Raw genomic sequence first — 14,703 nt, 5'->3', positions numbered from 1 at the left:
CATGATGGACATCCTCCCGGGGCCACGTCAGGCCCCTGATCTCGGATGTCCGTCAAACCGGGTCAGCCTCAGCTGACGCGGCGCGCTCCCAGGGTTGGCAACAGGTCAAGGTCAGGGACGATGCGACCCAGCCGTTCCACCGTGACACCCCTGAGCTTTGCGCTCAGCGCCTGGAGAACGGGCACACCATTCAGTTGAGCCTCGCCTTCCACGACGACGCTTTCGTGCCAGCCGGACAGCACGGGTACATCATCAACCTCACTGGTGACGCCGGCGACTTCCCGTACTGCTAAACCCTCCACCGCGCTGCGGGCGCCCGTGAGTACGTGATGCGCATCGGCGCGTTGGTCCTGAACTCGACCACTGCCTCGTGCCCACCACCACCGCGTGAGGCATGATGTGCCGGGCACGCCGGTCACGGGACCGGCGGACGGCGAAGGTCCCGGCGCACCGCTAAGCGTCGTCCCCATGACTCGACGAGCGCTTCCGGCTCGCACAACTGAACTGACGCTCGCCTTCGAGGTGCCGAGAGGCAACCCGGACTGGCCGACGGTCTCGGTCCTGTTCGATGGCAAGCCGGCATTCGAACGCGTCGCCCCTGAATGGGCCGGGTTCGACCCTGACGAGATCCTGGGACGCGCGTCCCCGCTTCTGCCTGTCCATCCGTGGCGACGAGTGGCCGTGTACCGCTGCAGTTGCGGCATCGAGGGCTGTGGCGTCATCGCACCCTTGATCGCCGCGCCGTACGAGATGGTGACCTGGTCGGACTTCCGCGACTACACCGGCGTATTCGTCGGACCAACACACGATCCGGACCCGGACGGTGGCCGCGAGTGGAACGTCCACGACGCGCGCTTCTCAGGCATCCAGTACCGCGCCGAAGTCGCGCGGGCCAGCGCGGACAGGTCGTGGGAGACCCCCCGACGAGCAACCGCACGCCTGGTCAAGCCGCTCGTAGAGGATCTGGTCCTCCAAGTCGGGCTCACCAGCGTAGAACGAGTCCAGGTCTGGCCGGCACATAAGGCCGAGGGGGTCGAAGTCACGCTTCGACACCGAGACAGCCCAGATGCCGACCCGCGATGGGAGACCCTGCACATCACCGAGCCCACCGACGACCCCGAGCGCGGCGCCTTCGCGATCGCTTCGGCACTTCGGGCGGTGGCCCCGACTGATTGGCCTCATGCTTTCGGCCGGCGAGCTCCCAGCCAATGACGCGCCCCCGTGGTCGCACGACGGACAGGCGCCCAGGTCCACGGTCTGCCAGACCCACGCCTGCTCACCCAGCAGATACGTGGTCAGCCACGCAAGGCGGGTCAGCGGTGTCGACGCCGCGTGAGCACTGACCCCCTGGCGCCGGGTGAATGTCACGGGGTCAGCAAGGTGCGGGGCGCACGCCGGCGCCTGGCTCTCCAATCGCAGGATCAGAGGATAGGAACCCAGCGCAACCAGGTCGCCCTCTCCTGCGCGGTTAGCGCCTCGAGCATCACTTGCTCCACCTGGGTCGGGGTCAAGGGCTCATCATCCGGCACCGGGCCCAGCGGGACTGCGTACCAACCCTGCTCACCGTGGCTGAGCAACACCGACGCTGGCCGCCGATCGTCGGCGATCGCAACGACGGTGCCCCACGAACGGTGCACCAAGACGGACTCCTCGCGATCCGGCTGCATTCCTCGCAGCCAGGCCCGGACGACGTCCGGCTCATCCAGCCTCGCGGTCCCAGAAGCCATCACCGTTCGCCGGAAGGACAGCGACGAACTACGCACAGCGACCCACTCCGCGCGCTCCCCGACGGCAGCGTCGGTGACGACCACCTCGTCCCGTCGCCATGGCCAACGCACGCTGATCTCCTGTGGTCACTCGGCGCACCAGTTGATGGAGCGACGTAGCCCTGTAGCCCCTTCGGGCCGACGAGACGGAATCTAGGCGATCGAACAGCGCGAGAGGGTGCGCGTCGAGAGCGACAAGTGCGCCGCGTGGGACGAACCTACGCGCACCCGTGTCCCACGTACGGGACCGAACGTGTGCAGTGGGCTAGCTCGTATGGTCTGTGACCTGCAGTTTTGTGGAGCCGCCTTCGGGATTCGAACCCGAGACCTACGCATTACGAGGCCGCCGCTCGGATCCCCACATCGCTCTGGCCAGCACCGAATGCGCACCACGCCGCGCACCGCGAACTCGGCGACCTGCACGAACGCTGCCAGCCATGCCAGAGGTCATGCCACGGCGTTCCGTCGCGAACACGACGACGATCACCGATCAAGCGACCACACCACGGCAGACTTCGGTCATGGGCATCGACCGTACGCCGCCACCCGCGGAAGACACGGCAGCGTGGGGGCTGGGGTGCGAACACAGGGCTGTTGAAGCCCTGTGTGCCGGAGACTGGCGCGGCATCCACGATTGGACCAAGAGCTGGATCAGCCGGGGCGGTGGCGCCTGGCTGCCCGACACGTGGCTGCTCTACGCGGCATCCGCCCTCCTCAAGGGACAGCCCAAGATCGCCGTCCATTCCCTCGACCTCGGCATCGGCACCTGGCTTGAGGGCGCCGGTGACCAGGCCGCCCTCACCTGGATCCGCGGGACCATCGTCTGGCAGCGGCTCGACGACCCGAGGTCAGCGCTGCTCGATCTGGAGGCGGACCTACCCTTCCCGGGATGGGCGCGGGCCCGAACTGGAGACGCCGCTGAGGTACTGGACTCCTGCCGGCGAGCGGCGAGCACGAGCCGCAAACGCAAGGCCGCCGTCAACCCACGTCCCTCCTTCACGGGGGCAGGGTCGGCTGGCGGGACGGTCGCGCCAGCCGTCGGGGACAGACGCGATGGTGACGAGCCTCGAGTCTGGACCGACGTGGCGGGGCTGTTGTCGTTGCAGTGAAGCTCCCGCGGCCGCCGCTTCACCAGGCTCAGGACGCGGGCCGCCGGGACGATGACCTTCACCACGTCGTCGATCATCGGTCGGGCGACACTGGTGGCCTGTTCGACCCGGTGGGGTGGGAGCGTTCAGCCGGCCGTCCTTCGTGCCTGTCCGCGGGCGCGTCAGAGGTGTGCTGGACGCCGAGGACCTCGTTGACGAAGTCGTCCTTCCGCCGCGCGTACGCAGCAATGTCCGCGCCGTGGGCCGCGGCGAGCTCCCGCTTGAGGTGCTCGTAGCGAACCCGGTAGTCAGGTCGCCGGCGAAGGGCGTCGCGGAACGCGATCCGTCGCCGCCAGAGCAACGACGTGGGCGTCGTGAGGTGGAGATGGTGCGTGCGCTCCCACCAATGATCCGTCGGCGGCTTCGTGAAGTAGTGCGCCTCGTCAGGACGGTGAACCCCGTGGCCATACCCCAGACCCGACAGGACCTCGATAGCCTGCCGGGCCTCGGACAGGCCACGTACAGGCGCCAGCATGTCGATGATCGGCTTGGCCGCGAGCCCCGGCACCGACGTCGAGCCGATGTGCTCGACTGCGCCGACAAGCCAAGGTTCCAACGCCGCCTCGACGAGCGCCCGCTCAGCCTCGAATTCGACCGCCCACCGCGGGTCGTACGCCACCAGAGCAACAGGGACAGGTTCCACAACAACCTCACCGGCGCACGCGCGCCTCAACGTCTCAGTAGGCGGATAGCTGGTCCATGTTCGCGGCGGCGGCGATCATTCCCCGGACACATCTCGGCAAAGACGCTCGCATCATCGATCGCGGGTGTTGTCAGCTGTGCCCCATCGCATGACATTGGGTGATGCCCAATCGCGGTTGTCGATCACGACATCCGCCCGGGAGACGGCGTCCACCTCAGCGAGGTAGACCTCCTCAGAGCGGCCGTAGCGGTCCCGGTGGAGGCGAGCCGCCTCTCGTGCCCCTCACGGGGTCCGTCGCGTGCAACGCCACCCACGCAGCAGGGGCTGGGCAGCCGCCACCCCGAGCCAGATCCGGAAGTCCCACAGGTCGAACCACTCAGGGCGGAAGGCGAAGACGGTGTCCACGATCAGAACCGCGTCGGGAACAGCTTGCACAATCTGGTCCCGGTGGCCTCGCCGGTCAGCGGGTCGTGAGCGCACAGGACGATCTCGCCCGGGAGAACAGGACCAGCCGCTGGCCTACGCTGACGGGCCGGACTTGGGGGAGCATGAATCAGAGCACTCACCGTGTGGGGCTGCCGGCCGAGGTCCTGGACGACATGGCCGGCGTGGTCGGGGCAGAGGTCACTGTTCTCGGCCGCCTACCCGGAGGCGTCAATGCGGGCGCCCTGCGCGTCCAGTTGGGCGGAAAGGCGCATGCAGTGCTCAAGGCAGTGCCTCGGGCACACCCCAACCAACTGGACGAGACGTTGCGAGCCCGCAGAGTGGTCGAGCATATGCGTGGGCGCGGCTATCCCACCCCGGCCTGGCTCGGAGTAGGAGCCACAGCCACTCACGTATGGCATCTGATGGACTTTGTCGACGGGGCTCCCGCGGCTGTGCTGACCCCGTCCATCGTTGAGCAACTGATGGAGATCATCGAACTCCAGGCTGGTCAAGCCTCTGAGCCTTACGACCACTGGTTGTACGCCTGGCGGGTTGCCACCGGTCAGGAGTCGGCTCTCGGCGGGCTCTCGGGGTATTCCTCCGTGGTGTCGGGTTTGGTCGAGCGGCTGCGGCTCGTGTGCGCAGGCCTTCCACCACCACGAGAGGCCCCGGACATGGTCCATGCCGATCTCAATCCGAGCAATGTCCTGGTCCGTGACGGAGCGGTCGTGGCACTCGTGGACATCGAGAACGCAGGTAGCGGCACACGGGCAACCGATCTCACCACGCTCATGTGGCATAGCTTCCAGGATCCACTGGACGGTGTCCGAGGGCAGCTGTGGACGAGAATCCTGGTCGTGGTCGGCTGGGAGGGGGCGACGATGCTCGCAGCGACACAGATCTTGCTGCAGCTCGAGTGGCCCATCCGTCTCGGGCGCCACGATCTCATCGCAGGGGTGGTCAAGCGCGGCCATCGCCTCCTCGACGAGCTGAGCGCGCTTCGCTGAGTGTCCCCGGTCCGCTGCGGCTGAGACGGCACGCAGCGGCATCCGGCGGTTGCCTCGAGGGTTTGGGTTTGCGCACTAAGGCCGCGTCGCTGGCTAGGCAGGTAGGTCGCGCTCCGTGGCCACGGCTCGACTACTCGTCGCACCAGGTGACGCCGCTGGAGTTGCGAGACGCCGGAGCCGGGCGGTGATGGCACCCGACGCGGCCAGCGGCGTGGAGACCAAGGCTGTCAAGTCCGCGAGGGTGCTGACACGGTTCACAACCGCCGCGACATCATCCGCGAGCCAGTTGAGGGCAAAGCGACGTTCTTCGATGGTGCAGAGCGCGTGGCGACCATCAAGCACCATCGCGAAATAGGACTCGCGGGAGTTGAACCGAGAACTGGCAGCTTCCGGCGGTGCAATGGCGCCGAGCTGCGAGGCAGAGACCACGAAGTGGCCATCTGAGGCGTGCAACTCCCCAAGGTCGGCTTGTTCTCGCCAGGCGAGGACGACCGCCCCTACGACAAGGTCCCAGGCGCTCCAGGGCCCCCGGTCAGCCTCAACGATCCAGCGCAGTTCCTGAGTGTCTGTGATCCAGCGCGATCGCCCTAGCCGTAAGAGGCCCGTGCGGGCGAGGCCCTGGTCAAGCAACTTCTTGATCTCGCGACCTTGCGGCGGTGCTTGGTTCACCTGAGCCTCGCGCGTCGGGGGTCCTCAACAACGGACGCGGACCTGTCGTGACTCGACCGGGCCGCCGCCCACGGCCACTGTGCACTAAGTGAGCCAAGTCGGGGTTGACACCGAAGAGGGTGTTGCGAAATCGGGCGTGTTGATCACGAGTGCTCCTCGGGTCGCGGGACACTGTGGGTGTGGGCAGATTCGTTGCGGCGCAGCGGGATCAGGTGTTCCTGATGCCGCCGGACATGCGGGACTGGTTGCCGGCCGATCACCTGGCGTGGTTCGTGGTCGATGTGGTCGGGCAGCTGGACCTGGGGCCGTTCGAGCGCTCGTACCGGGCGGACGGGCATGGGCGGCCGGCGTACGACCCGGCGGTGATGGTCGCGCTGCTGCTGTACGCGTACTGCACGGGTGTGCGGTCCTCGCGGCAGATCGAGCGCCGCTGCGTCGAGGACGTCGCGTTCCGGGTGCTGGCGGGTGGACTGTCCCCGGACCATGTGACGATCGCGCGGTTCCGGGCCCGGCACGCGGACGCGTTCGCCGGGCTGCTGGTCGACTCGCTGCGGCTGTGCGCGCAGGCCGGACTGGTCAAGGTCGGCCTGGTCGCCCTGGACGGGACGAAGATGTCCGCGAACGCGTCCCCGGACCGGAACCGGACGCTGGAGGCGATCGACAAGCAGGTCAGAGACATCCTCGCCGAGGCCGCCGCGCTGGATGCTGCCGAGGACGCGGAGAACAGTGGAGCCGGACCGGCCGACGGACAGCGCGTCCCCTCCGGCCTGGTCGACCCCACGGTGCGGCGCCGGCAGTTGCAGGCCGCGCGGGAACGGCTGCAGGGTGCCAGGGACAGGCTGCAGGCACAGGCCGACAAGCGGTCCGACGCGTTCGCCGCGCGCAGCGAGGCATTGAACGCTGCGCGTGCCGCGAAAGGGCTGCCGCCCAGGACGTACCGGCCGCGCAAGCGGGACGAGGCCCCGCAGCCCGAGGCGACCACCAACCTGACCGACCCGGACAGCAAGATGCTGATCGGTCGGCACGGCCGGGTGCAGGGCTACAACGCGCAGCTTGTGACGACCGCCGATCAGATCGTCGTGGCGGCCGAGGTCTGCGCCGACGCCAACGACCTGGAGCAGCTCGAGCCGATGGTGACCGCGACCCGGGCAACCCTGGCCGCGGCCGGGATCCCCGAGCCGATCGGTGCGCTGGTCGCCGATGCCGGCTACTGGAAGGCAGCGCACGTCGACGGGTCGATCCCGGGGCTTCCCGAGCTGTACATCTCGCCGGCCAGGCACGGACGCCGCGGCAAACCCCGACAGGACGGCAAGCCGTCGGAGTCCAGAACGACGCACCTGGTCGAGGCGATGACCGCGCGGCTGTCGACGCCGCACGGCAAGCACTGCCTGCGGGTGAGGCGGACGACCGTGGAACCGGTCTTCGGGCACACCAAGCACCTGCGCGGGATGGACACCTTCAGCCGCCGCGGCATGACCGCCGCCCGGCAGGAATGGCAGCTGATCGCGGCCACCGCGAACCTGCTCAAGCTCCACCGAGCTCACCGCCCGCAGTAGCACCCGCAGCGACCTCAGAACCGCGTCCCGTGGAGCCCTCAAGCGGCCAGGGACGCCGTCGAGCCGCGCCCACCGCGACAACCTGCGCCGCGAACGGCAGGCCGGCCACAGACGCGCATGCGCCGCCAGGGCAGCCATCCCGGCGAGAACACCGAGCCCCAGGGACTTCTGCAACGCCCTCGTACGCGTCAATCGGGGTGGCCGTGGGAAGCGGGCCGAGACTGGAGCCCAGCCAGCCTGGCAGCTCCTCCCCCGCCGCGGCCTGTGCGGCCAGTTGTTCGCCGAGGTTGCGCCGACGGGCGTCCAACAAGCCGTGTAACTCTTCGACGTAGCCGGCGGCGTCCTCCGCTGTGCGGGCCGGGAGGTCGTGGCCGCTCGGCATCGGCAAGCCGGTTCCGGTGGACGTGCCGTCGCGCTCGGCCTCACGGGACCACGTCTTGTCGATGCGGGATGCGATGACCTGGGACAGCGCGAGGGCGTTCTCGAGGCTGCCCGCAGTCACGGCGTTCCGGAGCACATGCTGCGGGTCTCGGCCGGCGAGCTCGTGGGTCCTGAGCAGCCGGGCGAGGTGCTCGGCGCCCTGCTCAGCCCCGAACCGGGCCCGCTGTGCCTCGGACAGGATTCCGTCGGCGATGAGGGTGTCGAGGTCTGCCTCGAGCCGGGTGCGGCAGGCGAGGTGGGTCTGATCCTCGATGAGTCCGAGCAGGGTGCCGGCGTTGCGGCGGTGGGCCTCGTCGGCGGCTGCGACGTCGACCGCAGCGGCGTCGGCGGGGACGTCGTCCGCAGCCGGCGCGCGGTGTGAGGTCTCGACGTTGAGGGCCTGGGCGAGCATCGCTCGGCCGGTCGTCGCGGGGACCTCTGGGATCCCGGTGTCGGTGACCGCCCACGCGGTGTTCGACTCCCGGCCGCGGGTCAGGCCGACGTAGGCGCCGGCGCGGTCCAGGTGCGGGGTGAGCAAGACGTGGCCGACGTCCACCGTGCGGCCCTGGGCGCCGTGCGCGGTCGATGCGTAGGCGAGGCTGACGTCGGCCGCGACGTAGGACGGCGGCATGACGTGCTCGGCGCCGGTGCGGGTGCTCGTGACGTGGACGGCGCCGTCATCGTCGACGGAGTCGATCCGGTAGACCTCGCGGTTGACCAGTCCGAGGTCGCGGTCGATCCGGCGACCTTGGACGAGGTCCCCGACTCCCGCGCCCGTGCCGTCGCGCTCAAGGACGACTGAGGCCTCCCCGACGAGCCCGGCGTCCGCCAGGACCCGGCGGACCTGAGACGACACCTGAGCGGCGTGCTCGTTGGTCGCCGTCACGACCACGACGTCCTTGCCGGCCAGCCGGTCCGCGGCCGCGGCGTGCGCGATCGCGGCGATCGCCTCCTGCTCGCGGCCGCCGTCTCGGACTCGGCCGCGCCGGTCGTAGTCGGCGACCGCGTCCGCATGCCCGTCGCGCAGCCGCAGGCTCGCCGTCCGCTCCCACTCCGCACCGAACCGGCGGACGTCACTCAGGCTGTACGTCTCGGCGTCCCGGTCGATCGCGGCGCGCATCATGCCACCGGCCCCGACCGGGCCGAGCTGGTGCGGGTCCCCCATCATCACCAACCGCGCGCCCGCCGCGTCGGCCGCGGCCTGCAGGCGGTTCAGCGACCGGGTGTCGGCCATCGAGGCCTCGTCGACGAGCAGGACGTCGGACGACGACAACCGCCACCGGTCGTCCTCATCCGTCCCGCGGCCGCCGGCGAGCCGGCCTTGGGCGGCGAGGAACGCGGCGATGTTCACGGTGTCCGCGACGCCGTCGTCAGCCAGGACGTCGGCGGCCGCCTGGGTGATCGCCACACCCACCGCTCGTCCGGGCTGGGCGCCGTTTGTGTCTGCGCGGGCCGCCGCGAGGTCGCGCCAGGCCAGGTCGAACGCTGCGGCGGTGTAGGACTTGCCCGTGCCGGCGGGGCCGACGAGGACGGCGGTCGCGGCGTCCGAGGACGCGAGCCCGACGAGCGCGGACCGCTGCGCCGGGTTGAGCGTGGCGCCCACCGGGTGCGCGTCGAGCCAGGCCTCGACCTGGGCGGCCTCGAGCGCCGTCCGTCCTCGGACGCCGGCGGCGCGCAGCACCGCCATCTCCGCAGAGAGATGGCCGCGGGTGGCGTACTGGACCTTCGCCGGGTTCACCGTCGCCGCAGTCCCGTCGCTGAGCCGGGCGGACGCCGGGGCGGTGCCGACCTCGCGGCCGGAGACCTGGATGACGTCCTCGTGCGCCAGCGCGCGGTCGGCGAGCTTTTCGAGCAGTGCACCAGCCTCACCGGACTCGAGTCGCCCGAGGTTGGTCGGCAGCGCGAGGTGGAGCTGGCGGATCAGGTCGTGACGGGTGAACGTGGCCTTGCCGTCCGGGCCGTGGCAGGCCTCGAGCGCCTCGACGATGACCGTCTCGGCGGAGAACCTGTCGTCGGCCGCCTCGAGCTCGGCGAGTCGGCCGTCCGCTGCGGCCTCGACGACCGGGGCAAACGTCGCGGCCACCGCGGACAGGCCACCGGCGATCGCGGTCGAGGCCAGGGCGTGCCAGCGCTCGTTCTGCTCCTCGACGTTCTCGCTCTCGTGGGTCTTCGCGCGGCGGGTGGCCATCGCGCTGCGGCGCTCGATGACGGCGCGCTCGGCGCCTGTTGCGGGCCGACCGTACTTGTCCTCGAACGCGGTCAGCCGACGCTCGGCCTCAGCGGTGATGGCGCGGCGGCGGCTCGAGAACAGGTCCTCGACGTCGCGCTCGACGCCGACGATCCGGCGTCCGATGCCGTCCTCGCGCATCTCCCAGCTCACGCCGAGCCTGCGCGTCAACTCGCCCTCGAGCTCGCGCTCGGAGACAGCGGCGACGGCCGCCCTCGCGCTGTGCAGCGGTTTGCCGTCCAACGCACGCCACTGCCCGTCGTCCCCCTGGACCTTGATGAAGACCGCCTGGTGGACGTGCAACTGCGGATCGTGATCGCGGGAGGTGTGCTGGAAGAACCGCGCCACGGTGAGGGCGTGGACGTCCTGCCACTGGCCGGTGCCTCCGCGGCCGTGGCGGCCGGTGCGGGTGTACGCAGCGCGCCGCTCGACGTAGTCGAGGCCGACAGCGGACGCCGTCATCACAGCGTCCTCGACCTGGGCGGCCGCCCACTCCCAACGTGCGGCGGTCTCGTCGTCGCCGGCCGCGCGGGCGTCGTACCCGGCGCGGACGAACGCGGTGTGCAGGACGGTGACGGACTTGTCGGGCGAGAACGTGAGGTCGTAGAAGTGCACTGCACTCTGACCGTCCCGTTCGGCCTCGACCCGCCACGCCTGTACCTGCTCCGGCGACGGTGTACTCGTGTACTCGGTGGTGTAGTCGCGGATACGGTCCTCGACCACCTGCTCGGGAGTACGGAACTGCTTGGGACGGCGGCCAAGTACTCCTGCCTGGTCACGCGTATCCGGGTCGGCGAACCGCTCGTCGAGCGGGTTGCGGAAGGCGCCATAGACGCCGGCCATGACATCCGCGTCGACCTCGCCTTCGAGACCGAGCGCCGCCGCGCCCTTGCCCCACCAACGGCCGGGCGGCTCGCCGGCTCCGACAGCGCCGGTGTAGTAGGACTCCATGCCGCTGCCGACCTGGTCGGTCAGGTAGGTCGTCGAGTGGCCGGTGGCGATGCTGAGCATGAGCTGCGATCCCTTTCGTGAGGCCGACTTCCGGCCGCCAGTCATTCCGCTCGGGTCATTGGACGCATTCTCGGAATGATCTTGAAGTGACCTACTCGGTCGGTGATGCATGGGTGTGATTCCTGCTCCTGGTTCTTGCTGCGCTCCTCTCGGCTTTCATCTGTGGTCGTCGCGTTGGTTTCTCGGATCGGTCTCTGTTGTCGGGTTCTCCTGGTCGTTCTCGGGTGCGTTCGTCGTTGGTGCGTCGTCTGCTGGCTCGTTCTCCTCGCTTCTGGTCGCTCCGTGCTTCTCGGATCCGTCGGGGTTGATCTGGTTGTCCGGCTCCTCCTGGGTCTCGAAGGGCGTTCCGGTGTCGGTGGACGCGCCGCGCGCGGCCGCCGACCGGCGGATCCGGGTCGCGCGGGCCTGACCGATGCCGTGGGCGCGCATCAGCGCGCGGATCGACGGAGGCGGGCCGGTGATGGTGGCGAGGATCTGGGCGTCGGTCGGGTCCTGGACCGTCGCCGTCACGGCGGCCGGGCGTACTCGTCGGGAGTCGGCGGCTGCCGCGGGTCGCGGCGCCGCGTAGGTGCTGCCCGCGTCCGCCAGAGGCGTACTCGACCCGGCGGTGCCCACGGCAGTGCTCGACGCGGACGACGTACTCGACGCTCGCGTACTCGTCCCACCGGCGACGGTCACGACTACGGGCACGGATGACGTCGCCGGTGACGTCGTGGTCGCGCTCGGATCCTCGGGCGGTGCCATGGCGGCGAGGTGCCAGAGCAGGGAGGCGGCGCCCAGAACGAGGACCGGCAAGGAGGACACGAGGGCGACAACCCACCAGGGGGCGGCAGTCACATCGCGGGCTTCGAGCAGGTGATACGCGATCTGCCCGCCCATTCCGAGGAGCAGGGCGCCAGCCGCCGACGCCCAGGCCCAGCGTCGCGCCAGCGGCGTGAGCGGTCGGGGGTCGGTGGCAACGGCGAGGGCGTAGACGGCGTAGGCCTCGACCCCGACCGGGAGGGTGATCGCGGTGTTGACGGTGAGCCCGTCCCAGATCCCGGGAAGTGGGTGGACGACACCGAAGCCGGTGAGCTCGCCGAGGCCGACCCATCCGGACCAGGTCGCGGTGCCGGCGGACGCGCCGATGAGCAGCAGCGGCCACCGGCGACGGCCTCGACCATGAACGTCGCCGTGGTCGCTCGCTCGTCGGCTCGTTGACGCGTACGCGTCAACGTCGTTGGTCCGGGTGGATGCCCGCTGGCCGCCCGGTCGCTCGATCCGGTTGCTGGGCTGGTCGGCGGTGGTCATGGTTTCTCCCGTGGGGTGCGCGGTGGGGTCAGGCCCCAGGAGGCGTGGATCCGGTCGCGGTAGGCGGCCACGTCCGCGGGGTCGTTGTGGTCGGGCTCGCCGGGCCGTTGCCCCGCCTGCGTCTGCGCTCCGCGGGCGTGCGCGGTGTCGACGGACTGGGAGGGGTGCAGAGCGGCTAGTGCTGCGGCGGCGTCGTCGAGGACGGCCAGGGCGGTCCGGTAGCCGGCGCGGTAGCCGGCCTCGTAGCCGGCGGTCCAGTCCGCGACCGCACCGACGGTGCAGGTCACGGCTCGTCCTCGGCCACGGCCGGCGGCGGCTTCGGCAGGGTGATGGTGGGTGCGGTGGGGATGGGAACTGTTGCGGCGGCGGTGTTCCAGAGTCGGGTGGCGAGGTGGTCGTCGCTGGTCTGGCCGTCGAGGGTGTCGGGCGGGTTGCTGATGCGGACGGCGTCGACGTGTGGGGTGCGGGGGTCGTGGACGACGGTCACGGTGACCGGAACGCTCAGCGCCAGGACCTGGTCTGCGGCGCGGTGGACGGCGGCGGTGAACGCTGCCGCGTAGTCGGCGTAGACCCTGGCGTAGGCGTCGGTGACGGCATCCTCGGTGGCGGCCCGTGCCACCTCGAGCGCATCCCATTCGTCATCGGTGAGGGTGCGGGCCGGGTCGGGTTCGGTGGCGGCGTAGAACGGCTCGAGGGCGTGTTCGGTGGCGGCTTCGATGTCGGGGAAGCCGGGAAGGTCCCAGGCGAGGTCGAGGACGTTGAGCTGGACGGTGACGGGTTCGGTGCGGTGCTCGTACAGCCAGGTCTCGTCTCGTCCGACGGTCCGGGTGACGAGCTGGGCGACGAGGTCGGACTCCCAGGAGCCGGGGCGGCCGGCGGTCAGCCGGTCGATGCTGCCGACGTTCGCGGCGACCGCGGCGAGGACCGAGGCGAGGAAGTCGGCCAGGTCGATCGGTGCCGTGGCAGCGGCTGTCCCGTCGGAGTGCACCTGCGGGAACCGCAACCGGCACGCCAGGGTCAGGGTCTGGACGGCTTGGGCGTGCAGGTCGAGCCATGCCTGCTGGAAGGCCAGCACCTCTTCCGGTGCACGCGGCAAATCCGCGACCTCGGCGGTTGGCAGGGCGTGGGACTCGTTGGCTGTCATGGTGTCTCTCCTCGTGGTCGTGCCTGCGGGTGGCAGGGCTGGGTCAGGTGGTGGGTGCCTGGCGGTGCTGCATCGCGGCGGCCAGGGCGTGCAGGTCGCCGGCGGCCTGGCAGTCGGGGCAGGTGGTGTGCTCGGGTGAGTAGGTGAGGAGCCGCGGCCGCCGCCTCGTCTCCCCCTCGGCCGCCTCACCCGCCTCGGGGACTGGCTCGGTCGCGTGGGCGGCGGCCGCGGCGCGGGTGACCTCGAGCAGGTCCCGGCCGCACGCGAGCGCCATGTTCGGCAGCACCATGTGCGCCACCTCGAGCGGCGATGGGCCGCCGGTGGCGGCCGCCTCGGCAGCGGAGGCCTCGGCGGCGAGCAGGTCGAGCAGGTCGCCCTGCCCCGGCACCCCACCCGGGACAGTCGGCCCGGTCGGCCCGGTCATGACGCGGCCTCTTGCTCGTCGCAGGCGCAGCGGCCGTCGGTGTCGAGGTAGTGGCCGGTGTCGATGTAGTGCTGCCGGGACGCACTCCCGGCCTCGTCGACCTCAGCCTTGTCCTCGTCGATCTCGTCGACCTCGTCGGCCTGGGCGGGGTCGTTGCTGGGGGTGGTGAACGGCTGTCCGCAGATCCCGCAGGTGATCGGGCCGAGCGCGAGGACCGAGGCGGTGACCCGGATCCGGCGGCCGCATCCGCACCGGGCGGCGGCACCGTTGCGGGACCCTGCCCCGGTCACGTCCTTGCCACCGGTCGTGGTCGTGCCGGTGGCGGCGTCGTCGCCGGGTGCCGGGGTGGTGAGGGTGCCTTCAGCGCGGCGGTGGATCGTCATCGCCAGGTGCAGCCGCTCCAGAACCGGCGCGTAGCCGGTGACGGTGGTGGCAGGGACGTGGGTGTCGGACCAGCCGATCACCGGGACGTCGCGGACCTCCAAGCCCATCGCCTGCGCCAGGTCCCGGAACTTCCGGTTGTGGTAGCGGCCCTGCCTGCTGGTGTCCTGGATCCCGCGGACGTGCGCGAGGGCGTGGGTCGCCTCGTGCAGCAACGTCCCAAGGACGTCGACGACACCGAGCGCGAGCCCCTCACCTCCCACGAACACCTCGGGCAGCGACGGGCCGGCCGTCGTCCCCTCCGCACTGCCGGTGGTGGCGTGGGTCCAGCGCATCGCGGCGAAGTGGCCGAGTTTGAGGGCGCCTCGGGGTGCGCCGACGGAGCCGGAGGCGACGACGATGACGACGTCGGGGATCTCGGGGTGGCGGTGCTGGATCGCGGCCCAGACCTGCTCCAGCGCGGCGACCAGCGGCGACGACAGCGCCGCGCTCGCACCCGTCGGGGTGTCCTTGTGACCGTTCTTCTGGTCGTTGCTCTGGCCGGTGGTGGGGGTCATGTTCTGGGCTCCTGCCGCGAGGGGGTTTGGCGGT

13 protein-coding genes are annotated in these 14,703 nt (G+C 70.5%); 4 read left to right on the top strand and 9 right to left on the bottom strand.

Translation table 11 applies throughout. The annotated features are described in order from the left end of the window. Positions 1-68: 68 nt before the first annotated feature. Positions 69-242 carry a hypothetical protein gene (locus tag EDJALFJO_RS34185; RefSeq protein WP_158220362.1) on the bottom strand — a complete coding sequence of 58 codons (174 nt, stop codon included), beginning with the start codon at positions 240-242 and terminating at the stop codon, positions 69-71. A 226-nt stretch (positions 243-468) separates the two neighbouring features. On the opposite strand from EDJALFJO_RS34185, the gene EDJALFJO_RS33340 reads away from it, so the two are divergent. After that, on the top strand, positions 469-1,212 hold the full coding sequence (locus EDJALFJO_RS33340; RefSeq protein WP_143448411.1) for a hypothetical protein: 744 nt from the start codon (positions 469-471) through the stop codon (positions 1,210-1,212). Positions 1,213-2,287: 1,075 nt separating this feature from the next. Further along, the gene (locus EDJALFJO_RS09715) at positions 2,288-2,875 is read left to right on the top strand and encodes a hypothetical protein (RefSeq protein ID WP_088284613.1); all 588 of its coding nucleotides are present in this window, start codon (positions 2,288-2,290) and stop codon (positions 2,873-2,875) included. Between the two features lie 73 nt (positions 2,876-2,948). Here EDJALFJO_RS09715 and EDJALFJO_RS09710 read toward each other — a convergent pair whose 3' ends face one another. Then, positions 2,949-3,533 (bottom strand): GrpB family protein, encoded by a 585-nt coding sequence (locus EDJALFJO_RS09710; protein WP_158220361.1) that lies wholly within the window; start codon positions 3,531-3,533, stop codon positions 2,949-2,951. 494 nt (positions 3,534-4,027) lie between these two features. On the opposite strand from EDJALFJO_RS09710, the gene EDJALFJO_RS09705 reads away from it, so the two are divergent. Next, a complete protein-coding gene (locus EDJALFJO_RS09705; protein WP_233149777.1) occupies positions 4,028-4,990 on the top strand; it encodes an aminoglycoside phosphotransferase family protein in 963 nt (320 codons plus the stop codon). Between the two features lie 93 nt (positions 4,991-5,083). Here EDJALFJO_RS09705 and EDJALFJO_RS09700 read toward each other — a convergent pair whose 3' ends face one another. Further along, positions 5,084-5,659, bottom strand: a complete 576-nt coding sequence (locus tag EDJALFJO_RS09700) for a hypothetical protein (RefSeq protein WP_088284609.1) — start codon at positions 5,657-5,659, stop codon at positions 5,084-5,086. 179 nt (positions 5,660-5,838) lie between these two features. On the opposite strand from EDJALFJO_RS09700, the gene EDJALFJO_RS09695 reads away from it, so the two are divergent. Beyond that, on the top strand, positions 5,839-7,215 hold the full coding sequence (locus EDJALFJO_RS09695; RefSeq protein ID WP_198950168.1) for a transposase: 1,377 nt from the start codon (positions 5,839-5,841) through the stop codon (positions 7,213-7,215). On the opposite strand, the gene mobF is transcribed toward EDJALFJO_RS09695, so the two are convergent. The 6 genes from mobF to EDJALFJO_RS09665 all read right to left on the bottom strand — a co-directional run bounded on the left by mobF (position 7,184) and on the right by EDJALFJO_RS09665 (position 14,669). Further along, complete coding sequence (mobF, locus tag EDJALFJO_RS09690; protein WP_158220360.1) at positions 7,184-10,873, bottom strand: MobF family relaxase; 3,690 nt, start codon at positions 10,871-10,873, stop codon at positions 7,184-7,186. The two genes, EDJALFJO_RS09695 and mobF, sit on opposite strands and share 32 nt — an antisense overlap. 156 nt (positions 10,874-11,029) lie before the next feature. Continuing rightward, entirely contained in the window at positions 11,030-12,163 is a 1,134-nt protein-coding gene (locus EDJALFJO_RS35465) for a hypothetical protein (RefSeq protein ID WP_088284603.1), read from the bottom strand. After that, positions 12,160-12,450, bottom strand: coding sequence for a hypothetical protein (locus EDJALFJO_RS09680; protein ID WP_088284601.1), 291 nt, complete (start codon positions 12,448-12,450; stop codon positions 12,160-12,162). Before EDJALFJO_RS09680 ends, EDJALFJO_RS35465 begins: the two co-directional genes overlap by 4 nt. Next, the gene (locus EDJALFJO_RS09675; protein ID WP_143448410.1) at positions 12,447-13,307 is read right to left on the bottom strand and encodes a hypothetical protein; all 861 of its coding nucleotides are present in this window, start codon (positions 13,305-13,307) and stop codon (positions 12,447-12,449) included. The genes EDJALFJO_RS09680 and EDJALFJO_RS09675 overlap by 4 nt, the downstream gene beginning before the upstream one ends. Before the next feature lie 43 nt (positions 13,308-13,350). After that, the gene (locus tag EDJALFJO_RS09670) at positions 13,351-13,731 is read right to left on the bottom strand and encodes a hypothetical protein (protein WP_143448409.1); all 381 of its coding nucleotides are present in this window, start codon (positions 13,729-13,731) and stop codon (positions 13,351-13,353) included. Further along, positions 13,728-14,669, bottom strand: a complete 942-nt coding sequence (locus tag EDJALFJO_RS09665; protein WP_198950167.1) for a hypothetical protein — start codon at positions 14,667-14,669, stop codon at positions 13,728-13,730. Before EDJALFJO_RS09665 ends, EDJALFJO_RS09670 begins: the two co-directional genes overlap by 4 nt. Positions 14,670-14,703: the final 34 nt, after the last annotated feature.

The sequence above is a fragment of the Kineosporia sp. A_224 genome, from assembly GCF_002198655.1.
In the GTDB taxonomy this organism is placed as follows: domain Bacteria; phylum Actinomycetota; class Actinomycetes; order Actinomycetales; family Kineosporiaceae; genus R-H-3.
Note: the sequence above shows the minus strand (reverse complement) of the source record. Positions and strands in the feature narration are given on the sequence as shown.